Origin of the sequence: Fontibacterium abundans (SeqCode) (genome assembly GCF_965235095.1) — a bacterium.
Lineage (GTDB): Bacteria > Pseudomonadota > Alphaproteobacteria > Pelagibacterales > Pelagibacteraceae > Fontibacterium > Fontibacterium abundans.
In genome coordinates, this window is the sequence record NZ_OZ249405.1 from 818,769 (window position 1) to 842,729 (window position 23,961).

At 27.6% G+C, this 23,961-nt stretch carries 22 protein-coding genes and 2 tRNA genes; 13 read left to right on the forward strand and 11 right to left on the reverse strand.

The window, feature by feature from the left end:
* Position 1: 1 nt before the first annotated feature.
* From AC8GER_RS04535 to AC8GER_RS04555, 5 genes are all read right to left on the reverse strand, one after another.
* Positions 2-448, reverse strand: a complete 447-nt coding sequence (locus AC8GER_RS04535; RefSeq protein WP_506597674.1) for a DUF2948 family protein — start codon at positions 446-448, stop codon at positions 2-4.
* Positions 441-1,703, reverse strand: coding sequence for a UDP-N-acetylglucosamine 1-carboxyvinyltransferase (murA, locus tag AC8GER_RS04540; RefSeq protein WP_506597675.1), 1,263 nt, complete (start codon positions 1,701-1,703; stop codon positions 441-443). The genes AC8GER_RS04535 and murA overlap by 8 nt, the downstream gene beginning before the upstream one ends.
* A gap of 2 nt (positions 1,704-1,705) precedes the next feature.
* Positions 1,706-2,260, reverse strand: coding sequence for a dCTP deaminase (gene dcd / locus AC8GER_RS04545; protein WP_017943714.1), 555 nt, complete (start codon positions 2,258-2,260; stop codon positions 1,706-1,708).
* Positions 2,261-2,383: 123 nt separating this feature from the next.
* Positions 2,384-2,575 (reverse strand): hypothetical protein, encoded by a 192-nt coding sequence (locus AC8GER_RS04550; protein ID WP_017943716.1) that lies wholly within the window; start codon positions 2,573-2,575, stop codon positions 2,384-2,386.
* 33 nt (positions 2,576-2,608) lie between these two features.
* A complete protein-coding gene (locus AC8GER_RS04555; RefSeq protein WP_017943717.1) occupies positions 2,609-2,818 on the reverse strand; it encodes a cold-shock protein in 210 nt (69 codons plus the stop codon).
* 202 nt (positions 2,819-3,020) lie between these two features.
* On the opposite strand from AC8GER_RS04555, the gene AC8GER_RS04560 reads away from it, so the two are divergent.
* The 4 genes from AC8GER_RS04560 (at position 3,021) to AC8GER_RS04575 (ending at position 8,923) form a co-directional block, all read left to right on the forward strand.
* A tRNA-Thr gene (locus AC8GER_RS04560) sits at positions 3,021-3,096 on the forward strand.
* Positions 3,097-3,185: 89 nt separating this feature from the next.
* On the forward strand, positions 3,186-6,257 hold the full coding sequence (gene aceE / locus AC8GER_RS04565) for a pyruvate dehydrogenase (acetyl-transferring), homodimeric type (protein WP_506597676.1): 3,072 nt from the start codon (positions 3,186-3,188) through the stop codon (positions 6,255-6,257).
* A 6-nt stretch (positions 6,258-6,263) separates the two neighbouring features.
* Entirely contained in the window at positions 6,264-7,799 is a 1,536-nt protein-coding gene (locus AC8GER_RS04570; RefSeq protein ID WP_506597677.1) for a 2-oxo acid dehydrogenase subunit E2, read from the forward strand.
* 2 nt (positions 7,800-7,801) lie between these two features.
* Entirely contained in the window at positions 7,802-8,923 is a 1,122-nt protein-coding gene (locus AC8GER_RS04575) for a serine hydrolase domain-containing protein (protein ID WP_506597678.1), read from the forward strand.
* Here the strand turns inward: AC8GER_RS04575 and AC8GER_RS04580 are convergent.
* Both AC8GER_RS04580 and AC8GER_RS04585 read right to left on the reverse strand, forming a co-directional pair.
* On the reverse strand, positions 8,920-9,708 hold the full coding sequence (locus AC8GER_RS04580) for a hypothetical protein (RefSeq protein ID WP_506597679.1): 789 nt from the start codon (positions 9,706-9,708) through the stop codon (positions 8,920-8,922). The genes AC8GER_RS04575 and AC8GER_RS04580 overlap by 4 nt on opposite strands.
* Before the next feature lie 34 nt (positions 9,709-9,742).
* The gene (locus AC8GER_RS04585; RefSeq protein ID WP_506597680.1) at positions 9,743-10,753 is read right to left on the reverse strand and encodes a glycosyltransferase family 9 protein; all 1,011 of its coding nucleotides are present in this window, start codon (positions 10,751-10,753) and stop codon (positions 9,743-9,745) included.
* A gap of 75 nt (positions 10,754-10,828) precedes the next feature.
* On the opposite strand from AC8GER_RS04585, the gene AC8GER_RS04590 reads away from it, so the two are divergent.
* Complete coding sequence (locus tag AC8GER_RS04590) at positions 10,829-11,752, forward strand: glycosyltransferase family 9 protein (RefSeq protein WP_506597681.1); 924 nt, start codon at positions 10,829-10,831, stop codon at positions 11,750-11,752.
* Between the two features lie 2 nt (positions 11,753-11,754).
* Here AC8GER_RS04590 and AC8GER_RS04595 read toward each other — a convergent pair.
* Positions 11,755-11,844 (reverse strand) — tRNA-Ser (locus tag AC8GER_RS04595).
* Positions 11,845-11,906: 62 nt separating this feature from the next.
* On the opposite strand from AC8GER_RS04595, the gene AC8GER_RS04600 reads away from it, so the two are divergent.
* From AC8GER_RS04600 to AC8GER_RS04635, 8 genes are read left to right on the forward strand one after another with little or no spacing between them, the layout of a single operon-like run.
* Positions 11,907-12,719 (forward strand): glycosyltransferase, encoded by an 813-nt coding sequence (locus AC8GER_RS04600; protein WP_506597682.1) that lies wholly within the window; start codon positions 11,907-11,909, stop codon positions 12,717-12,719.
* A gap of 10 nt (positions 12,720-12,729) precedes the next feature.
* Positions 12,730-13,761: a dTDP-glucose 4,6-dehydratase gene (locus tag AC8GER_RS04605; protein ID WP_506597683.1), complete on the forward strand. Its 1,032-nt coding sequence runs from the start codon at positions 12,730-12,732 to the stop codon at positions 13,759-13,761.
* Positions 13,751-14,623 carry a sugar nucleotidyltransferase gene (locus AC8GER_RS04610; protein ID WP_506597684.1) on the forward strand — a complete coding sequence of 291 codons (873 nt, stop codon included), beginning with the start codon at positions 13,751-13,753 and terminating at the stop codon, positions 14,621-14,623. Before AC8GER_RS04605 ends, AC8GER_RS04610 begins: the two co-directional genes overlap by 11 nt.
* Before the next feature lie 4 nt (positions 14,624-14,627).
* Complete coding sequence (locus AC8GER_RS04615; protein ID WP_506597685.1) at positions 14,628-15,110, forward strand: dTDP-4-dehydrorhamnose 3,5-epimerase family protein; 483 nt, start codon at positions 14,628-14,630, stop codon at positions 15,108-15,110.
* Positions 15,107-15,817, forward strand: a complete 711-nt coding sequence (locus AC8GER_RS04620) for a sugar nucleotide-binding protein (RefSeq protein ID WP_506597686.1) — start codon at positions 15,107-15,109, stop codon at positions 15,815-15,817. Before AC8GER_RS04615 ends, AC8GER_RS04620 begins: the two co-directional genes overlap by 4 nt.
* A gap of 2 nt (positions 15,818-15,819) precedes the next feature.
* The gene (locus AC8GER_RS04625) at positions 15,820-16,998 is read left to right on the forward strand and encodes a class I SAM-dependent methyltransferase (protein WP_506597687.1); all 1,179 of its coding nucleotides are present in this window, start codon (positions 15,820-15,822) and stop codon (positions 16,996-16,998) included.
* Complete coding sequence (locus AC8GER_RS04630; RefSeq protein WP_506597688.1) at positions 16,995-17,699, forward strand: NDP-hexose 2,3-dehydratase family protein; 705 nt, start codon at positions 16,995-16,997, stop codon at positions 17,697-17,699. The genes AC8GER_RS04625 and AC8GER_RS04630 overlap by 4 nt, the downstream gene beginning before the upstream one ends.
* Positions 17,700-17,742: 43 nt before the next feature.
* Positions 17,743-18,660 (forward strand): Gfo/Idh/MocA family protein, encoded by a 918-nt coding sequence (locus AC8GER_RS04635; protein WP_506597689.1) that lies wholly within the window; start codon positions 17,743-17,745, stop codon positions 18,658-18,660.
* Positions 18,661-18,674: 14 nt separating this feature from the next.
* Here the strand turns inward: AC8GER_RS04635 and lepA are convergent, their stop codons facing one another.
* Genes lepA through pheS form a run of 3 tightly spaced genes read right to left on the reverse strand, consistent with a single transcriptional unit; the run spans position 18,675 to position 23,941 of the window.
* Positions 18,675-20,486: a translation elongation factor 4 gene (gene lepA, locus AC8GER_RS04640; protein WP_506597690.1), complete on the reverse strand. Its 1,812-nt coding sequence runs from the start codon at positions 20,484-20,486 to the stop codon at positions 18,675-18,677.
* A complete protein-coding gene (gene pheT, locus AC8GER_RS04645) occupies positions 20,487-22,877 on the reverse strand; it encodes a phenylalanine--tRNA ligase subunit beta (protein ID WP_506597691.1) in 2,391 nt (796 codons plus the stop codon).
* Positions 22,874-23,941: a phenylalanine--tRNA ligase subunit alpha gene (pheS, locus tag AC8GER_RS04650; protein ID WP_506597692.1), complete on the reverse strand. Its 1,068-nt coding sequence runs from the start codon at positions 23,939-23,941 to the stop codon at positions 22,874-22,876. The genes pheT and pheS overlap by 4 nt, the downstream gene beginning before the upstream one ends.
* Positions 23,942-23,961: the final 20 nt, after the last annotated feature.

Sequence of the window (23,961 nt, forward strand, 5' to 3'; positions counted from 1 at the left end):
ACTAAATCTTATGCATTGGTTTATAACTGGTTTCCCATGTTTTTCCAAAATCTTCTAAAGATGAATCTATTTGTTCAGCTTTAACTAATAAAATACTATCTCCAGAAAAAATTAATCTTATATCAAAATAATTATCTTTAATCTCTGTTTTGATCGCGAGAAACTCGAGTATCTTAGTCTTTTTTTTTGGACTAATTCCTTTTGATTTAACTTTTGAAACATTATCAAAAACAAGAGCGCTACGTATTCTTTTATTTTTTCTAAAAATTCCTTTTTCAGCATCTTCCCACATAAAACGGTTAAATACACAAATGAGTTTTTTAGTTTTAGGTAAAAATTTTATATCGTTTGCAACAATTACTGAGTCTTGCAAGTAAGCTGAAAAAACATTTAAATCCTGAATGTCTTCTGCCAACAGTTTTAACTTAGAAATATTTTCGTTAGTCATTTACTCTCCTAACATTAGCGCCGCATAAATTTAGTTTTTTTTCTAATTTACTATAGCCTCTATCTAAATGATAAATCCTATTAATTGTTGTAGTGCCTTTTGCAGATAATGCTGCCAAAACTAAACTTACGGATGCCCTTAGATCTGTAGCCATTACTTCGGCCCCATTTAAATTATTAATTCCTTTTATTGTGGCTTTTTGTTTCTTTATTTCAATATTAGCACCCATTCTCATTAATTCTGAAACGTGAAGAAATCTATTTTCAAATATTTCTTCATTAATTACCGATGATCCTTTGATCTGAGTAGCTAAAGCCATAAACTGAGCCTGCATATCAGTTGGAAACCCAGGATAAGGTTTTGTAGTAATTTTAAATGGTTTTAGTTGGTGCTTTCTAAAAACAATAAAAGAGTCTTTAAAAGTTTTAATATTAGCACCTATTTTTCTTAGAACGTTAAATACGTTTTCCAAATGATCGTTATTAACATTTTTAATTAGTAGCTTACCGTTAGTTATTAGGGCCGCGATTGCATAAGTTGCACCTTCTATTCGGTCTGGAATAATTCTGTGTTTTATTGGATATAAAAAATTTACTCCCTTTATAATAATTTTTCTTTTTGAATCATATTGTATGTCAGCACCACATTTATTTAAAAATTTTATTAGATCTATAATTTCTGGCTCAAGTGCAGCATTAGTAATTTTTGTAACTCCTTTAGCAAGAACAGCTGCTATTATTATGCTTTCTGTTGCTCCAACCGAAATTAAAGGAAATTTAATATTAGCCCCGGACAACCCTTTTGGAGCGCTAGCGTCAATATAACCGTTCTTTACATTAATTTTTGCACCAAGTTTTTTTAATGCATCTAAATGTAAGTTCACAGGTCTTGCTCCTATAGAGCAACCTCCTGGTAAAGAAACTCTGGCTTTTCCAAATTTCGCTAACAATGGAGCTAAAACTAAAACTCCAGCCCTCATGGTTTTCATAATTGAATATGGAGCAAAATATTTATCTTTATTTTTTTTTGATATTTTTAATACTTCATTGTCTTCATCAAATTCAACTTCTCTTCCTAAAACCTTAATTAAGTTAATTAAAGTATAGATATCTCTCACTTTAGGAACATTCTCAAACTGCACTGAATCATCAAATAATAATGAAGATATAATTATAGGAAGACTAGCATTTTTAGAGCCTGAAATAACTACTTCACCAGAGAGTTTCTTTCCTCCCTTAATTAATAGTTTCTGCATCTTTAAATTTTTGGAAGAGTAACGCCTTTTTGCTTCATATATTTTCCTTTTTTATCAGCATATGAAGTTTCTGGTTCCTGATCACCTTTTAAAAAAATAAACTGACAAGCGCCTTCGTTGGCATAAATTTTTGCTGGTAATGTAGTTGTATTTGAAAACTCAAGAGTTACATGCCCCTCCCACTCTGGCTCTAAAGGAGTAACGTTAACAATAATTCCGCATCTTGCATAAGTGCTTTTACCAAGACAAATTACTAGGACATCTCTTGGAATTTTAAAATATTCAACCGTTCTAGCTAGAGCAAATGAATTGGGAGGTATTATACAAACATCGGTCTTTCTTGTTACAAAACTATTTTTTGAAAATTTTTTAGGATCTACAAATGCCGAATCTATATTTGTAAATATCTTAAACTCATTAGAAACTCTTGCATCATAACCATAAGAAGAAAGTCCGAAAGAAATCTTATTTTTCCTTTGTTGTTTTTGAACAAAAGGACTTATCATTTTTTTCTCTAAGGACATTTTTTTTATCCAATGATCAGATAAAACACTCATGCTTTTCTTTCTTTAATTTTTTTTAAAAATTCTTTTCTTTTTTTTAAGTTCTCTCTAAGGGCTTCTGAAAGACGTTCTTTTTTTAAATCTTTTTGATTATTAATCATCAAATTCAAACGCGGACTATTTATTTGGATTTGTTAAATCATCCAAAGTAATAGGCTTATTAATATCGTGCATTTCTTGTTCTGGTTCTTTTGCGGGTATGGTTGAGGCTCTTTTGGCTTTTTTTAAAGCAAGACGTTCTTTTCTCTTCGCTTCTTTAAGCATAGCTCTTTCTCCACGTTTAGACTTGTAATCATAATGAATACCCATGGGTGAGCCTCCTCCATCAAAAAAATCTAGATTTTAAACTTTTTTTAAATTTACAGCTGATGGACCTTTTTTTCCATCTTCGATATCAAATGTAAGAACATCTCCTTCGTCAAGATAGTCAATACCTGCATCTTTAACAGCTGACATATGAACAAATACGTCTTTTTGTTTGTCGTCTCTCTCAATAAAACCGTAGCCTTTGCTACCGTTAAACCACTTTACTTTACCTTTTATGCTACTCATCTTACGTTTATTTACTTTCGTTATTATGTTGTTCAATTTGAATACTATTATTCAAAGTGAGACTTGTGTTTAATAGGTATAATAGGCCATTGTCAAGATTGCTAACGTATAGCTTGTAATTTTATTGGTTTTAATAGCTAATTTTTTAGTTTTAAATGTTTATTTCAAAACAACTATAAATTACAAATTTCAAATTCAAAATGCCCACATAGCTTAGTTGGTAGAGCACTTCCATGGTAAGGAAGAGGTGGCCAGTTCGATTCCGGCTGTGGGCACCAAATTTTAAACTTCCCAATGCGGTTTTAATCTAATATTTAAGCCAAACTTTTAATGGTTTTATAAAGAGCATTTAAATATAATAAAATTTATGAATTTAGAAATTAAGGTTCCTGACATAGGGGATTTTAAGAATGTTGAGATTATAGAAGTATTAGTAAAAGAAGGTGATCAAATTAAGAAAAATGATCCAATTCTTACATTAGAAAGTGATAAATCGAGCGTAGAGGTTCCATCACCTTTCGATGGTAAAATTTCAAGTATAAAAGTTAAGGTTGGAGATAAAGTCTCAAAAGGATCATTAATAGCTACTTTAAGTAATGGAGATTCTACAAAAATAAAGGATAATAAATCTATACTTCCAGAAACAGAAAAAATCATTCAAGAAGCTGAAAAAATTTTAAAAAAAAAGGATCCTGAAAATAAAATTGTAAAAGAAGAACCTAAGCAAAATTTTGAAACAAAAGTTGAATATAAGAAATTTACAAACTATTCTTCTGAACAAGATAGTATCGGAGATGTAGACCCTCAGGAGACTGTAGAATGGATTGAATCATTAAATGGTGTGGTTGAAAGAGATGGTCCAAAAAGAGCTAATTATCTTTTAGGCAAATTAATTAATCAAGCTTACATTTCTGGTTCGAATTTACCTTATAATCAAAAAACACCTTATATTAATACAATCCCAAGGGAGATGGAAACCAAGTCTCCTGGAGATCAAATCTTAGAGAATAAGATAAGATCTTTAATTAGATGGAATGCGGCATGTATGGTTGTGCGTGCTAATAAAAAGCTTCCAGAACTTGGTGGGCATATTGCAACTTTTGCATCTGCTGCAACTTTATATGATGTTGGTTTTAACCATTTTTGGAAAGCCCAAAATGAAAAAAATTTAGGAGATTTAATATATTTTCAAGGTCACTGCGCTCCTGGTATTTATGCAAGATCCTTTCTTGAAGGAAGAATAACTACAAAACAATTAGAAAATTTTAGACAAGAAGTTGATGGAGGCGGGCTGTCTTCATATCCTCATCCGTGGTTGATGCCAAACTACTGGCAATTTCCAACGGTATCAATGGGTCTTGGTCCTATCATGGCAATTTATCAGGCAAGATTTATGAAGTATTTGCAAAACAGATCTTTAATAGAAGATCAAAATAGAAAAGTTTGGGTTTTTTTAGGTGATGGAGAAATGGACGAACCTGAGTCAACAGGTGCTATTAGTTTAGCGGCAAGAGAAAAGTTGGATAATTTAGTATTTGTAATCAATTGTAATCTTCAAAGATTAGATGGACCTGTAAGAGGTAATGGAAAAATAATACAAGAAATGGAAGGTTTGTTTAGAGGAGCAGGCTGGAATGTGCTTAAAGTTATTTGGGGATCTTATTGGGACCCTCTTCTTACAAAAGATAAGACAGGTCTATTATTAAAAAGAATGGAAGAGTGTGTTGATGGAGAATACCAAGCATTCAAGGCAAAAGGTGGGGCTTATGTTAGAAGTCATTTCTTTGGAAAATATCCAGAATTAAGAGAGTTGGTTTCAAATATGACCGATGAGGACATATGGAAACTTAACAGAGGAGGTCACGATCCTCATAAAGTATATGCCGCATATCATGCTGCTCAAAATCACAAAGGATCTCCTACGGTAATTTTAGCAAAAACTATAAAAGGCTATGGAATGGGCAAAAGTGGAGAAAGTATCAATACAACCCATCAACAAAAAAAATTAAACGTTAATGATATGTATTACTTTAGAGATCGATTTAATATTCCAATTACTGATAAGCAAGTTGAAAACTTAGAGTTTTATAAACCTGATGAAAAATCAGAAGAAATTCAATACATCAAAGAAAGAAGAAGGGAACTTGGTGGTTTTATTCCAACAAGAAGAACGAAAACAAAAGCTCTAAAAACTCCAGCCACTGAAATTTTTGAGTCTTCTTATTTAGATTCTGGCGACAGAGAACTGTCAACAACTATGGCTCTTGTTAGTATGCTTATTAAGATTTTAAGGGACAAAGAATATTCTTCAAGATTAGTTCCAATAATTCCGGATGAAGCAAGAACATTTGGAATGGAAGGATTTTTTCAAAAAATTGGAATTTATGCTCACGAAGGTCAAAAATATGAACCTGTAGATTCTGAACAATTAAGCTCTTATCGTGAAGACAAAAGCGGTCAAGTATTAGAGGAAGGAATTACAGAAGCTGGCGCTATGTCCTCTTGGATAGCCGCAGGAACATCCTACTCCAACCATAATATTGAAATGATTCCTATTTATCTTTTTTATTCAATGTTTGGTTTTCAAAGAATTGGTGACTTTGCTTGGGCAGCTGGTGATGCTCAATGTAGAGGTTTTTTAATTGGAGCAACATCAGGAAGAACCACTCTTGCGGGTGAAGGATTACAACACCAGGATGGTCACAGTTTAGTAATGGCATCTACTATTCCTAATTGCGTCAGTTATGATCCGACTTTTTCTTATGAGTTAGCGGTAATATTCGAAGATGGATTGAAAAGAATGCATGAAAAACAAGAAAATGTTTTTTATTACATAACAACTTTAAATGAAAATTATAAACATCCTGCAATGCCTAAAGATGTAAAAAAGGAAGACATCTTAAAAGGTATGTATTTATTTAAAGAAATTAATAATAAAGGAAAAACTAAAGTTCAATTGCTTGGATCTGGAGCAATATTAAATGAAGTGATAAAGGCAGCAGAAATATTAAGTTCTGACTTTGGAATTGATTCTGATATCTGGAGCGTAACAAGTTTTAATGAATTAAGAAAAGATGCAATAGAAATTGAAAGAAAAAATTTACTAAACCCAGATAAAAAACCAGAAAAAACTTACATAGAAAAATGTTTTGAAAAAAGAACAGGTCCTTTTATAGCGGCGACAGATTATATAAGGACATTATCTGAGGGAATTAGAAACTATGTTCCTGGCACATATGTGACTTTGGGAACAGATGGATTTGGAAGAAGCGATACTAGAAAAAATTTAAGAAAATTTTTTGAAGTTAATAAAGAATTTATTGTTTATTCTACATTAAGCACTTTAGTAAAAGAGCAAAAAATTGCATCAAAAGTAGCTACTGATGCGATGAAAAAATATAATATTGATCCAAAAAAACCTATCCCAACAAAACTGTAGTTTAAAATGGCTAAAATTGTTGATTTAGTAGTTCCTAATATTGGTGATTTTAAAAATGTAGAAATCATAGAAGTTCTTATAAAAGAAAATCAAAATATAAAAAAAAATGATGGAATCATCACTTTAGAAAGCGACAAATCAAGTGTTGAGGTTCCTTCTCAGTTTTCAGGTAAAGTTAAAATTATTAAAATTAAGGTTGGAGATAAAATTTCTGAAGGTGATAAAATAGGCGAAATAGAAATCACTTCTGATGAACTAATCCAAGAACAAAAATCTGAAGATAAAAAGATTGAAATACAAAAAGAAAGTAGAGCTCCTAAAAATACAACGTTATTAAAAATTCCCTCCCTTGGAACAGCTAAAAATTTAATTATTGCTGAAATTCTTTTAAAAAAAGATCAATTTATTAAAGCTGATGATATAGCACTGTTAATTGAGGATGAAGAAAATGCTTATGAAATACCATCGCCAATATCAGGAATTGTTAAAAATATAATACTTAAAAAAGCTCAACAAGTTAAAGTTGGAGATTCAATTGCAGAAATTCTTATTCAAAACTTAGAAACAAAAATAAAAGAACAAGTAATTGTAGAAAATCTTTCGCAAGACAATAATCAATATCAAAACATTAAAAGCGCAAGTCCAAAAATAAGAAAATTCGCTAGAGAGCTTGGTGTTAATATTCAGTTAGTTGAGGGAAGTGCAAGAAAAGGAAGAATTCTTGAAGAAGATATCAAACAATTTATTAAAAGTACTTTAAACAATAAAATTAACAAAGAAGAAGTTATACAAAAAATAGAAACAAAAGAAGAAAAGCTTCCGTATGAGCATGGAGAATTTGGTGAGATTGATATACAAAAAATACCAAGAATCAAAAGACTATCTGGTCCTCATTTAGTTAAGGCCTGGAATGAAATTCCTCATGTAACACAATTTGATGAAATTGATGTTACAGATATGGAACACTTTAGAAAAAATTTAATAGATCTTAATACAAAAGAAAAAATTACTATCACTCCTCTTGCTTTTATAATGAAGGCTTTGGTTAATGGCATGAAAAAATACCCAAATTTTAATTCCTCACTTGAGTCTGCTGGCGAAAATATTATTTATAAAAAATATTTTCATATTGGAGTTGCTGTAGACACGCCTCATGGTTTAATGGTTCCAAAAATGAGAAATGTTGATCAAAAAGATCTTCTGACTTTAAGTAATGAACTTAGAAAGATTAGCAAGCTTAGTAAGGAACTTAAAATAGATAAAAAAGAATTTTTTGGGGGGTCAATGACGATTTCTAGTTTAGGAGGAATTGGTGGAAGTTTTTTTACTCCAATTATTAACAATCCAGAAGTGGCAATAATTGGGATAGGAAAAACAGAAATAAAACAAGTGTTTATTGAGGGAAAATTTATAGCAAGAGCAATGATGCCGATATCTCTCTCTTACGATCATAGAATAATTGATGGGGCAGAAGCGGCTAGATTCTGTCAAGATCTCAAACTTAGTCTTGGAAAAAACTTTGCTTTCAATTTATCATTTTAAAAATGATAAATGGTTATTGTGAAGAAAAATACAATCCTGTAAAAAAAATATTTGAGAGTTACTTCTTAAAACAAGAAGAAATTGGAGCTTCTTTTGCAATTTATAAAGAAGGAAAACCATTAATAGATCTACATGGTGGTTTTAAAAATAATAATAATAATTGGGAAGAAAATACAATCGTAAATGTATTTTCAGCGACAAAAGGTATTTACGAAATTATTGTCTCGATTCTAATTGATCAAAGCATTTTAGATTTAGAAAAATCTGTTTCTTATTATTGGAACGCTTTTAAACAAAGTAATAAAAGAGAAATCAAACTAAAACATATTCTGTCTCATCAGTCTGGGCTCTATAGATTTAAAGAAAAAATTACACAAGAAGATCTTTTAGATTGGAATAAGATAATAACTATTTTAGAAAATCAGGAACCAGATCATGCGTGTGGTGAAAGAACGTATTACCATGCAAAAACTCACGGATTTTTAATCGGGGAGATTATAAAGAAAACAACAAACAAAAGTTTAGGAGAACTAACTTCTGAATTGTTATCAAAAAAACTTAATTTAGATTTTTTTATCGGAACGCCAAAAAAAAAACTTTCTAATATTGCTTTTCTTTATGAAGACAAGAAAGAAAGTAAAATTTCAGCTGAATTTAATGCATTTAATAATCCTGAACATGAAATAAATTTTTATAATAAAGAAAATTGGCAGGTCGCAGAAGTTCCTTCAATGAATGGTCATGGAAATGCAAAATCTATTGCTAAAATTTATGATATTTTTGTAAATGATCTAAAATTAGAAAAAAATATTTTATTATCAAAACCATCAATTAAAAAATGTCTAACTGAGAACGATAGTAGAGTTGATGAAAGTTTAATGTTGCCAATTAGATGGTCTCAAGTTGGTTTAATACTTCGTGGTGGATGGTCATTTGGAAAGAATAAAGAATCTTTTGGACATAACGGCTGGGGAGGATCTACTGGATTTGCAGACCCTAAGTTAGGCGTTGGAATTGCTTACGTAACGAACAATATAAATGCAACAATGGGTTCAGATCTAAGAATTATAAATCTACTGAAATTATTCTACCAAATTTACGAAAACAATAACTCTAAAAATTAATGAAAATTTATTTTATAATCTTTTAGAGAGGGTACATTTGGAAAATCAAGTTTATCTATGGGAAAATTTTTTTTATTTATAAAAAATTTTTTTTTGTTTAAAAAAGTTAATTCTAAGACAGTAGGCAATCCATCTCTAGCAATAGACTCGTGATTATTTCCATGTAGATGAATGATATTAAAAAAAGTTTTTAGCAGAAGAATTAATTTCTTAAAATTTTTTCTTAGAATAAATGTATTATGAAACTCAATAACTAATAAATTAATTCTATCCTCAAATTTAACTAAATCTTTAATTATTTGATATTCGCCGCCTTCGATATCTATAGATAAAATTATATTTCTTGATGGTATTATATTAAAAATATTTTTTAAATTTGTTTGATATGGTTTTGAAATTTTAGAAACAACTTCTAATTTTATATGTCGTGCATCATTTATTTTAAAAAATGTAAAATAATTAATTAAATTTAACACTCTATTAATAACATCAAAAAAATTAGCCTTAAAATAAAATACTCTCTTAAATGTTTTGTATATTTTTTTTAAGAATGAAAAATAATGAACAGTATGATCATAAATAAAAATTTTTGTACCTTTTGTTGATGATAAAAAATCTTTTTCAAAAGTAAAATTATCTCCTAGACCAAAGGAAAGTAAAGTGTCACTTTTTTTTAATGCTAAATTAGAAACTACATATCCTCCATCTTTATTATTTCCTAACCTAGTTAACCGACAGGCATTTAAAGGTCTTAAATAATTAAATTTTTTTGATAATTTAGTCATTAAATATTACTCGTAAAATAGAAATATAAATATTCTAAGATAACATAATCTTATCTAAAACTTTTTCTACAGTTATGCCTTTCATAATTTCTCTTGGTTTCGAATAAACTTTTTTTGTTGCATCTTTTTCCACTTCACCATCGTAATCTTTGGATTTAATAATTATAATATTAGAGAGTTTGTGAACTGAAGCGCTGGTCGGACCAACAAGACCAAAACTTTTTACCCCTAAAATAGCTGACAAATTTAATGGGCCGGAATCATTGCCTACATAAAATGAGCTTTTTAATACGATGCTACAAAACTCCAAAAGTCTAATTTGAGAACAATCAATATAATTAATTTTTTTATTCAATGAAATAATTCTCTCGACGTAATCTTTTCTTGAAGGATGCGCGACTAAAAAAAAACTTTTTGCTTTGCCAATTTTTAATAAATTTTCAGCTAGTAGATTAAAATTATCTTCATACCAGATTTTGTTAGGCTCATACGAATCAACTCCAAAAGTAACCCAAGGCTTCTCATATTTTTCATATTTTTTGTAAAAATATTCTAATCTTTTTTCTGTAATTAATATTTTAGGAAATGAATCTTGAATTTTAATATTATTAATTAAAAAAAATTTTTTTGTTTGATTTACATAATCTAATTTTTTATCCGACAATTCTAAAAAATATTTATTTGTTAACCATCTTTTTTGATTACCTAACCCAGGGCCAATAATATTTTTTACACATGCAAATTTCGCAGCAATTGCAGGTCGTGAAATTTTGTCTAAAAGATATACATAAGTAGGGTTAATTTTTTTTATAATTTTATATAATTTAAATATTTCAATAAAATAAAATAATTTTTTTCTAAATTGATTATAAATTACTTCTTCAATAAAATCACAATCTGAATATAGTTCTGCCGCTTGCGTAGTTGCTTGCGTTACTAAAATAATTTTCTTACCATGATGCAAACTTAAAGATCTAATAAATGGTAATTGCCAAATTAAATCACCTATCTTATGATGTGAATAGATAACAACGACTTTGTCCATGATATATTTATTTTTTAAAAATATTTTTAATATTAGAAAAAAAATTCATATTAAATTTATTTTGCAAATAATAGAATGATAAAAAAAATTTTAGTTATAATTGCACACAGAGGTATTGGAGATATAATATACCATCTTCCTCTTTTAAGAACTCTTAATAAGAAATATAATGTAAAAATAGATTTATTAAGTAATAAAGTAAATAAAGCCAAGGAAATTTATAAAAATGAAAATTTTATAAATTCTATAAGTTACTTTGATAACAGTAGAGTGGGATTGTTTAAATTTATTATTAAATTTTATAAATTCATCAAATTAATAAATTCATATAATTCTGACTACACAATTCTTACCAGTAGAGCTACTCGACTAGTTTTTCCGCTATTTTTTTCTAATTCAAAAAAAAAAATTATTTATGGATTAAATAAATTTTATTTTAAAGATAAAAAATTTTTTAATTATTCTTCTAGCATTAATTTGCAAAGGTATTCAAAAAAAATTGGTTTGGCTACAAGGAAAGAAAATTTTTTTCTTAAAAAAAAATACTTTAAAAATGATTCAAATAAAAAAAATATATTTTTAAGTGTAGATTCACATCATAATCAAAATAATTGGCCGTTAAATAATTTTATTTTACTTACTAATAAATTGCTAGAGACAAAACATAAAATATATATAAATTTTTCAAAAAATAATCATCATTACTTAAAAAGTTTTAAAAATTTTTTTAAAAATAATCAACTTATTAAATATACATATAAAAAATCTATTTCTGAAATTATTTCAATTATTCAAAAATCAACTCATGTAATTGGAAATGAATCCGGTCCAGTTTGCATTGGAGCGTCTCTTAAAAAAAAAGTGCACTCAATTTACTTGCCTATTTATACTAAACCTGAAAGTAAAATTATAAGTAATAAAATTTTTTATTATAATTCTAATTTAATTTGCAAAGAAATAATTATAAAAAAAATACTAGATTCTATAAAAAAAAATTAAACTGGCGGAGAGAAAGGGATTCGAACCCTTGATACCTTTAACAGTATACACGCTTTCCAAGCGGGCGCCTTCAACCACTCGGCCATCTCTCCCGTGGCTACTTACTCAAAAATATATATTAAAATTTATAATAGTATTTTATTATATAATTATCATGCATTCTTTAACAACGGCTATTATAGTTTCGTACACCAGTGCATGGGTAATAAAGAATTGTATTAATAGTATTGAAAAAAAAACATCAATTATAGTGGTGGATAATTCTAATGATTATAAATTAAAATCTGATTTAGAAAATTCATATAAAAATCTAAGAGTAATAATTAACCATCAAAACAATGGTTTTGGACAGGCTGCAAATCTTGCGGCTTTACAAGCTAATAGTAAATACCTTTTATTTTTAGGGCCCGACACAAAATTAGAAAAAAAAGCAATATCAAATTTAAATCAAATTGCAAAAAATTTGAATGATGATTTTGGTGTTTTACTACCTTCAGAAAATAAATTAAAAAAAAAAAGAATTACATTATTAAAAAAACCACGTGGCGCAGCATTAATGTTTATAATGAAAAAAAAATTTACTGAACTTAAGGGATTTGATGAAAATTTTTTTTTATACTACGAAGATATGGATTTAATAAGTAGATTTATAAAAAAAAAAGAAAGCATTTATGAAACTCCAATACAATTTAATCACTCTTATGGGTCACATAATAAAAAACATAATGTACCAATAGAATTAAATCGAAATTGGCACTATCTATGGTCTTCTTTTTATTTTTATAGAAAAAATAATAATTATTTATTTGCAATAATTTATATGTTTCCTACTTTATTTCGAATGTTCTTTAGAACTTCTTTTCACTATTTTATTAATAAAAAAAAATTTTTATTTTATAAATATAGGTTTCTTGGTCTTTTTAATGCATATATAAATAAAAAGTCTTGGTATAGACCTAAAATATAAAAAAATAATAATGAAGAAAATATTAATAACTGGTGGTTCTGGTTTTATAGGAAGTAATCTTATTAATTATCTTATAAAAAAAAATTACAAAATTTATAATATAGATAAATTATCTAAAGTTTCTACACCTGAAAAATTTAAGATATTAAAAAATAAAAAAAATTATAAATTTTATAAAGCAAACCTTTTAAATAAAAATAAAGTAAAAAAAATTTTTTACCAAATTAGACCAGACTTTATCATTAATTTTGCTGCTGAAAGTCATGTAGATAGATCAATAGACGATCCAAGCTTTTTTCTAAAAAATAACATTTTGTCATCTATTAATTTATTCGAAGTATTTAAAAATTTTTCTAAAATTCATAAAAAAACAATCTTTTTTCATATCTCTACTGATGAAGTATTTGGTTCAATTTTAAAGGGTTCGTCTACGGAAGATACACGTTACAATCCTTCTTCACCTTATGCTTCCTCTAAGGCTTCCGCTGATTTAATAGCGATATCATTTATAAAAACTTATAAACTTCCAATTAAAATATTAAATTTATGTAATAATTTTGGTCCTTATCAGTTCTTAGAAAAATATATACCGACTGTAATTTTTAATTTAATGAAAAATAATAAAGCTCCAATATATGGAAATGGCAAGAATATTAGGGAGTGGATATTTGTTCAAGATACCTGTGAAGCGATTTACAAAATTTTAAAAATACATAATCAATATGAAAGACTAAACATTGGATCTAATCTTCGATTAAATAATATTCAATTAGCAACTATAATATTTAATATTTTAAAAGAAAAAAAACTTACCTCTGCAAATAAGAAAAATTTTATTAAATTTATTAAAGATCGTCCTGGTCATGATACAAGATATGCTATTAATTCAAATTTATTTTATAAAAAAACGAAATTCAAAATGAAACATACTATCAAAAGTGGAATTAAAAAAACAATTGAATGGTATTTAGCAAGTAAAGATTGGGTAAACTATCAAAAAAACAGACACGCAGGTAAAAGAATAGGACTTAATGATAAATAAAGCAATTATTCTTTGTGGCGGAACTGGTAGCAGAATGTTTCCAGTAACAAAATCTATTAACAAGCAAACATTACCAGTGTTTGGTAAGCCAATGTTTTTTTATCCTTTGTCACTGTTGATGTTGTGTGGCATAAAAAAATTTTTATTTATAGTTAATAAAAATCAAAATAAATATTTTAGCAAAGTGCTAGGTTCAGTTAAAGATTTAGGAATAACTATACAATATAAGACACAACTAAAACCAAAGGGTTTGCCAGAAGCTTTTATTATTGGAAAAAATTTTATAGGGAATGATTCAGTCGCAATGATATTGGGTGACAATTTTTTTTACGGAAGTATGCTTTCACCATTAATTAAGGATAGTTTTTCAAATCACGTAGGTTCAAATATTTATTTATACCCAAGTAAAAATACTTCTGCTTATGGAGTGGTCGAATTTAAAAAAGATGGTTCGATAAAAAAAATTATTGAAAAACCAAAATTTACAAAATCTGAATTAGTTATTACAGGAATGTATGTTTTTGATAAAAATGTGGTCCAATATGCAAAAAAACTAAAACCTTCTAAAAGAAAAGAGTTAGAAATTGTTGACTTAATAAATATTTATAAAAAAAAAAAACTTTTAAATACAATTAAATTGGGGAGAGGAAGCGCATGGTTAGATGTTGGAAATTTTGAAGATTTGCAGAATGCTGGTAATTTTATTCAAAATATTGAAGAAAGACAGAATTATAAAATTGGATGTTTAGAAGAAGTAGCTCTAAATAATGGATGGATTACAAAAAAAAATATAATAAATAGGATAAAATTCTTTAAAAATTCAAATTACTCTAAATATTTAAAAGATTTAATAAAAAACTAAACTAATGTTTGTAAAAAGGATTAAGCTAAAAAAATACAAAGATTCAAGAGGTTTTTTATTAGAGCTCTTACCTACTAATTATAAAAAAAAATTTTATTACAGTATATTAACATCATCAAAAAAAAATGTGATTAGAGGTCTTCATTATGAAAAAGATCTTTCTGAAGAAAAAATTATTTATATAGTCAAAGGTAAAATTCTTGATGTTTGTGTGAATCTTAAAAAAGGAAAAGATTATAAAAAAATATATTACAATTCACTAAAAAAAGGAGATTCAATCTACATATCAAAAGGTTTGGCCCATGGTTACCGCTGCATAGGAAAAGAAAATATTTTGTTATATTTTTTATCTAAAACCTACAATCCTAAAAAAAATAGAGGAATAAAATGGGATGATAAGATATTAAATATTTTCTGGAAAATTAAAAAACCTATATTATCTATTAAAGATAGAAATTTACCAACACTTCTGACTAATAAAAAATGAAAAAAATTTTAATATCAGGAGGAGACGGTGAGCTTGCAAAACTAATATTAAAACATAATACGCAATTCAGAATCTTTACTCCTGCTAAAAGGGAAATGGATATAACAAAATTGGAATCCATTATTAAGTTTATTAAAAAAACAAAAGTAAATTGTATGATACATGCCGCAGCATTAACTAAACCAATGTCTCAACATGAGGCTAAGATAGAAGAAAGTATTAAAATTAATATTATAGGCACTTCAAATGTGGTGATTGCTTGTAGTTTGCTCAAAATTAAAATTATCTATATTTCAACTAATTTCGTTTATCCTGGAATAAGAGGAAATTATAAAGAAACAGACTATTTAATGCCTGTTAATTCTTACGGATGGTCAAAACTAGGCGGTGAGTGTGCTGTTAAACTATACAAAAATTCTTTAATATTAAGAATTTGTATGACTGAAGATATTTACCCACATAACGTCGCATACACAAATTACATTACGAGTTTTTTAAAAAAGTCAGATGCTGCAAAAATTATTTTAAAATTAATTGATAAAAAAGGGATAATAAATATTGGAGGAAAAAAAAGTTCAGCCTATAATTTTGCTAAAAAATATAATAAAGAAATTAAAAAAAAAATAATGCCAAAAAATAAGCAGTATTTAATTGGACATAATACATCTTTAAATATTAAAAAATTAAAGTCATTATATCATTTCTAGAAATGACGAAAATAGAGTTTTTAAATTTAGGTAAGCAGCCTATAACGAACAACTTCCTAAATACTCCAAAACCAAAAAATGAATTCTTTTACGACTTAAAAATAACTTTTGACGAAAAAAGCAAAATCGTATCTCTTTCAAATTTTGTATCTCCTGAAAAAATGTTTAACGAAACATATGCTCACAGAGCCTCAATGTCGAAAACTATGCAGATGTCAAATTATGAATTATCAAATTATATAAAAAAAAAATTTGCACCAGAATCGATTCTAGAGATAGGAAGTAATGATGGTATTTTTTTAAAGAACTTTAATAATATTTTAAGAATTGGTGTTGAGCCTTGTAAAAATTTAGCTCTTATTACGAATGAAATGGGCATAAAAACATACCCTAATTTTTGGGATATTAATTTAGCAAAGGAAATTATTAATAAATACAATACCTTTGAGTTTATATATTCAGCTAACACCATTAGTCATATTCATAATTTAAAAGAAACAATATCTGCGGTAGAAATATCACTATCGCAGGATGGTATATTTGTTATTGAAGATCCTTCTTTGTTGGAAGTTTTAAAAAAAATATCTTATGACCAATTTTATGATGAGCATGCTTATGTGTTCTCAGTTCTTGGAATATCCAACCTTCTTTTAGAAACAGAATTAGAAATATTCGATGTACAGAAAATTTCAACACATGGAGGCTCGCAAAGAATTTTTATAAAAAAAAAGAAAAATAAAATTAATATTTCTCAAGCAGTAAATAAAGCGATTAAATCTGAGTTAGACTTTGGAATGAATAAATATGAAACTTATAAAAACTTTGCGAAGAAAGTTGAATCTTCAAAAAAGAATTTAATTAAAATTTTTGATAATCTAAAAAAAAAAAAAAAGATTATAGGCTACGGAGCAACTTACAAATCGGCCACAGTTTTAAATTACTGCGAGATTAATACAAAATATATTGATTACTTTATTGATACAACGGAGACAAAACAGGGAAAATATACTCCTGGTACACATATACCAATTATAAAGCCTTCTGAAAGTTTGGACTCTAGCGTAGATTATGCATTTCTAGGAGCTTGGAATTTTAAAAAAGAAATTTTTAATAAAGAAAAAAAGTTTATAAAAAGAGGAGGAAAATTTATTACTCATGTTCCAACTCCTAAAATAATATGAGATTAAATAAAAAAATTATTAAAAAATTAAGAAACGAAATTCGTGAAAAAGACAAAAGTTTAAATTCTTTAAAAAAAATAAAAAAGTGGTACAAAAACATTATAAAAAAATCAAATACTAAAGTAATAAAAATAAATCTTTCAGAATGCCGTAATTGGCAGATGAATAATAAGAATATAAAACACAAAACTAATAAATTTTTTAAAGTCGAAGGGATAAGAGTCATTAAATCCTATAATAGAGAAGTTTCTTCTGGATGGGACCAGCCCATCCTTACTGAGCCAAATTTTAAAGGCGGAATATTAGGATTGCTAAGAAAGGAAATAAATGGCAACCCCCATTACTTAATTAATGCTAAATTTGAACCTGGAAACTATAAATTAATACAGCTTAGCCCTACACTTCAATCAACTTTTAGCAATATAAGCAGAGCACATAAAGGCGCCGAAACGAGATTATTAAAATATTTTACAAATCCAAATAAAAATAATTGTAAAATAATATTTAAACAATGGTTTTCCGAAGAAGGTGGAAGGTTGAAAAATAAAAGAAATTTAGGGATGCTAATAAACCATCAATCAAAGGAAGAAATTATTATAGATGAAGATTACACATGGGTAACATTAAAACAGATAAAAGAATTAATTTTAGAGAATGCTATGGTAAATCCACATCTTAGAAGTTTGGTTTCTTTTTTATAGAATGATAAAAAAGTTAGGTTTTTTGTCATATAGCAATCACTTAATGAACAAAGTGATACCTAGCATAAAAAGAAATAAAAATATAATACCTTCCGCAATTCTTAGTTTAGGAAATAAAGTTAATAATGATCAATATTTTCAAAATTCAAAATTATATAAAAAAAAAGTCAAATTTTTTTTAGATAAATCATACGATACTGTTTATATATCGTCAGTTACGGCAAATCATTTTAAAGATTGTATGTTAGCCTTAAAATATAAAAAAAATATTATATGTGAAAAACCTATTTGTAAAAATACAAACCAACTAAAAAAAATTTTATCTTTAGCAAAAAAAAATAAATTAAAAGTGGATGAGATCTATCAATATTGTTTTCATCCATTATTTTATAAAATTGAAAAAATTTTAAAAAATAAAGTTTTAGGTAGAGTTATTTATATTGATAGTGCTTTTAATGTTCCGATAATCGATAAAAAAAATTTTAGATTTAAAAAAAATTTAGGAGGAAGTGCACTTTTAGATGTGGGTGTTTATCCATTATCTACGCTAATATTTTTATTAAAAAATACAAAATACAAAATTGTAAATTGCAAAATCTTTTATAAAAAAAATATAAATGTTGATATAATGGGAGAGGCTAATATAAAATTAAACAAAACTAAGCTTAAATATAAATGGGGTTACAGCTCGCCTTATCAAAATTATATAAAAATTATTGGCTCCAAAGGGACTTTAAATGCAAAATTTATTTTTTCTAAAAAAATATCTCAAACAGGAAACATTAGTATTGCTTTTAAAAAAAAACGTAAGAAAATAAAAATAAAAAGATCTAATCAAATTAACAATGCTTTTAACTTTTACTTAAATAGAATTAAGTCTACAAATCATAATAAAAAAAGTATTATGTTATTAAATTTATTGACTCAAATAAAAAAAAAATCTGAGAAAATTTTTATATAATTAAATAAAAATAATTATTCATTTTTATTTATCTTAAGAACTTCAATAAAAGCTTCCTGGGGAATATCAACGCTTCCGAACTGTCTCATTCTTGCTTTTCCTTTTTTTTGCTTTTCTAAAAGTTTTTTCTTTCTGTCTCTGGCGCCTCCACCGTGAATTCTGCTGATAACATCTTTTCTATAACCAGATATTGTTTCTCTTGCTATAACTTTTCCACCAATAGCTGCCTGAATTGGTATTTGAAATTGATGTCTTGGTATTAAATCTTTTAATCTTTCACACATTAATCTTCCTTGTCTTACTGCAAAATCTTTATGAATAATCATAGACAACGCATCAACCATCTCTTCATTTACTAGTATGGATAATTTAATCAAATCACCCTCTCTATAGTCGCTCAACTCATAATCAAAACTTGCATAACCACTAGAAATAGATTTGATCTTATCGTAAAAATCAAAAACGACTTCGTTTAATGGCAATTCATAAGATAGAACTGCACGATTTCCTGAATAACTTAAACTCTTTTGTTTCCCTCTTTTTTCTTCGCATAATTTCATAATTGAACCCAAATATTCTTCTGGAAGAATTATTGTTGCGTTAATCCAAGGTTCATTAATAGATTTAATAAAATTTGGTTCTGGCATATTAGCAGGATTTTGAAGATCCATAACTGTGCCATCAGGTTTTGTAATTTTATAAACAACACCTGGTGTTGTGGTAATTAAATTTAAATTATATTCGCGGTCTAATCTTTGAACAATAATTTCAAGATGTAGAAGTCCTAAGAAACCACATCTAAAACCTAATCCTAGCGCAGCAGAATTTTCAGGCTCATAAACAAAACTAGAGTCGTTTAATTTTAATTTTGCAAGACTGTCCCTTAATAAATTATATTCTGTGCTATCAACTGGAAATAATCCACAAAACACAACTGGCTTACTAGGTTTAAATCCTGGCAACGGATCTTTTATAGGATTAGTATAATCTGTTATCGTATCTCCAATTTTAGTATCTGAGAGATCTTTGATGCCTGTAACAATAAAACCAATTTCTCCAGGTCCTAAATATTCTTTATTCTCTGCTTTAGGAGTAAACACACCAACTCTTTCAACTGGATGTCTTGTGTTTGTCGACATCAATAAAATTTCCATTCCTTTTTTAATTGCCCCATCTAGTATTCTAACCAATATAACAACTCCCAAATAACTGTCATACCAACTATCAACTAGTAATGCTTTTAAAGGTAAATCTTTATTTCCTTTTGGCGAAGGAAGTTTTTCAACAATTGCTTCTAATATTTCATCTACCCCTTCTCCTGTTTTCCCAGAGGCTGACAAAGCATCTGAAGTATCAATTCCTATAACATCTTCAATTTGTTTTTTTACTCTTTCAACATCTGATGCTGGTAAATCTATTTTATTTAAAACCGTTATAATCTCATGTTGATTATCCATGGCTTGGTAAACATTTGCTAAAGTTTGAGCTTCCACACCTTGGGTGCTATCAACAATAAGTAATGAACCTTCACATGAAGCAAGTGACCTGTTTACTTCGTAACTAAAATCGACGTGGCCCGGTGTGTCAATAATATTTAGGACGTAATTTTTACCATCTTTTTTTGATTTATAATTCAATCTAACTGTTTGAGCTTTGATAGTAATTCCCCTTTCTTTCTCTAAGTCCATTGAATCTAAAACTTGAGTTGTCATCTCACGTTCTGTAAGACCTCCGCATTTTTGAATTAATCTATCTGCAAAAGTGGATTTACCGTGATCAATGTGTGCAATAATTGCAAAATTTCTTATATTTTCTTGTGCTGACATTTAGGATCTTAATGTTGCATCAAAAGATTTTTGCATTATTTGAATTATTTTATCACTTAATTCTTCAATTTCTTTATCATTTAATGTCTTGTCTTGTGATTGGATTAATAAATTTAAAGCAATAGATTTTTTATTCTTTTCAATATTTCCTCCTTGGAAAACATCAAATATTCTTATTTTTTTTATTAATTTTTTATCTACACTAAGTAATACATTAACAATTTTTTCTGCTTCAAATTTTTTATCAATAATAAATGCAAAATCTCTTTCAACTTTTTGAAAATTCGAAAAAACATATTTAATTTTCTTTTCTGTATTTTGGTTATTAATAACTGGAATATTATTTAAAAGAATTTGAAAACCAAAAATAGGCCCATTTTTAATATCAAGTTCTTTAGTAATTTTAGGGTTAATTTCTCCAAAATTGGCAACTGGCAACTTATTAGAATTTAAATAAAATTTTCCCGATCTGCCTGGATGATAATACGATTCGGATTCCTGAATAACTTTTAGATCTTGCTCGTGAATTCCAAGTTCAATTAATGTTTTATAAACAGAATCTTTAATTTCAAAAACATCAACGTCCTTATCTTTTTCTAACCAATTTTTTCTATAAATTTTTCCAATTTGAATTCCTCCAATAACGGCAATTTGTTCTCCTGGTTTTGAACCTAAAAATACTGGTCCATATTCAAATATTTTTTGATCTTCAAAATTCCTATGAATATTATTTTTAATATGAATTAAAAGATTTGAAAAAATAGAAGATCTTAAAGTATCTAAATCATTAGAAATTGGATTAGCAATTAATAAATCTTTACTATGTAAACCAAATAAAGAATCAATTTTTGAATTTGTAAAAGAATAAGTAATTGTTTCCATAAAGCCTTTGTTAGCTATAGATCTTTGTGCAAATCGATGTAATTTCTGTTTTCCTGTTAAAATATCTTTTGAGCTATCAACTTCTGGCTTGATAAGCTGAATTTTATCATAACCTCTAATTCTTATTAATTCCTCTACTATATCAACTTCTTCGTTAATATCAGGACGCCAAGTTGGAATATTTATTGTATATGCGTTTTTACTTTCTTTAAATTTAAACCCTAAATTATCTAAAATTTTTTTAATTTCAGCTGACGAGATTTTACTTCCGATAATTTTTTCAAATTGATCTGAATTAAATTTAATTTGTTTATTTTTAAAATTACTTTCTCCAGAAATAGTGAGGTTACTTATTTTTCCTCCGCATAATTTATTAATAATTTTTGCTGCAAGTTTTAATCCATATTCCATGAGGTTGGGATCAACTCCTCTTTCAAATCTAAATTTAGCATCAGAATTAATGCCCAATTTTTTTGCAATTTTTGATATTTTAACTGAGTCAAACAATGCTGATTCTAAAAAAATATTTTTAGTATCTAAAGAAATTGAAGAACTTTCTCCCCCTATTACACCTCCTAAACCTAAGATTTCTTTCTCATTAGTAATCAGACAAGCGCCATCTTCAAGTGTATAAGTATTATTATCTAAAGCTAAAAACTTTTCTCCCTTTTTTGATGCGCGCACAATAACTTTTGTATCAATTTTATCAGCATCGTATGCATGTAGAGGTCTATTTAAATCAACCATAATGTAATTTGTAATATCAACAACAGCTGAGATTGGATTCATTCCGATTGAAATTAATTTATTTTTTAACCATTTTGGACTTTCTATATTTTTAATTCCTTTAATGTAGCAATGAGTAAATGAAGAACATCCAGAATTAGAATCAATAATAACTTTAAAAGGATTTTTAATATTTGTTTTTAATTTAATTTCTTCTAAATCGATTAATTTTCCAAGGCCTGCCGTTGATAAATCTCTTGCAATACCTCTCACTCCTAAACAGTCAGATCTGTTAGGGGTTATAGATATGTCAATTACTGGCTCGCTATTGTTTTTAAAATAACTATTTCCGACTTTAAATTTTTTTGAATCTAATTCGGTAATTCCTTCGCTTTCAACTGATAAACCTAATTCAGATTCAGAACAAAGCATTCCATAAGAATCGACACCTCTAATATTGGTAACTTTAATCTTAAGTTGATTTTTTGGAATAATAGCCCCTGGTCCTGCATAAACAGTTAATAAACCATCTCTAGCATTTGAAGCACCACAAACAACTTTTAGTATTTTTCCAGAGCCAATATCAACATCACATAATTTTAATTTATCTGCGTTTGGATGTTTTTCTGCTTTAATAATTTTCGCTACTAAAAAAAAATTATTCTTATCTGTTGTTCCAACACTTTCAACTTCAAGTCCTATATTATTTAAAGTTGAAACAATCTTTTCAATATTTGCGCTTGTTTTTAAATGATCCTTTAACCAAGAAGAAGTTACTTTCATCTGCTAAAGCCTCTATAATTTGCTGGTATATCTAATGGATCAAATCCATAATGTTCTAACCATCTAACGTCTGTTTCAAAAAAAGATCTTAGATCGTTTATTCCATATTTAAGCATAGCCAATCTATCGATTCCGATACCAAAAGCGTAACCTTGATAGATTGAAGTGTTTACTTTGCAATTTTTTAAAACATTAGGATGGACCATTCCACAACCTAATATTTCAAGCCATTTGTCGCCTTCTCCAATAACAATTTTTCCATCTTTTAATTCATAGCCAATATCAACTTCCGCTGATGGTTCAGTAAAAGGGAAATGGCTTGGTCTGAATCTCATCTTAATTTTATCCACTTCAAAAAACTTTCTAATAAAATAATCAAGAACACCTTTTAGATGGCCCATGTTTACATTTTTATCTATATGCAAGCCTTCAACTTGATGAAACATAGGAGTATGAGTTTGATCGCTATCACATCTATAAGTTCTACCAGGTGCAATAATTTTGAACGGTGGCTTTCCGGACAACATAGTTCTTATTTGTACTGGCGAAGTATGAGTTCTTAATAAAATTTCTTTGTCTTTACCTAAATAAAAAGTGTCATGCATATCCCTTGCTGGGTGATGTGGCGGTGTGTTTAATGCTGTAAAATTATTATATTCATTTTCAACATCGGGACCCTCAGCTACTGAAAATCCTATCTCTCCAAAAATAGCTGTTACCTCATCAATGACTTGTGTAACTGGATGAATTTTTCCAAAAGAAATGGGTCTTCCTGGTAAGGTAATATCAATTCTATCTTCTGCTAATTTTTTATTAATCTCTTTTTGCTCAAAAAGACTTATTTTAGAATTAATAAGATTATTAATATTGTCTTTTAATTTATTTAGATTTGAAGCAAAATTTTTTCTATCTTCTACTTGAAGAGTTGTGATTTTTTTAAAAAGTTCACCTATCTTTCCATTTTTGCCAAAAGCTTCCGATTTTATTAGTTCGATTTTATGAAGGGTATCGGATTGATCTATTTTAGATTTAAATTCTTTTTCTAAATGTAAAATTTCATCCATGATGATCTACTAGTATTTAT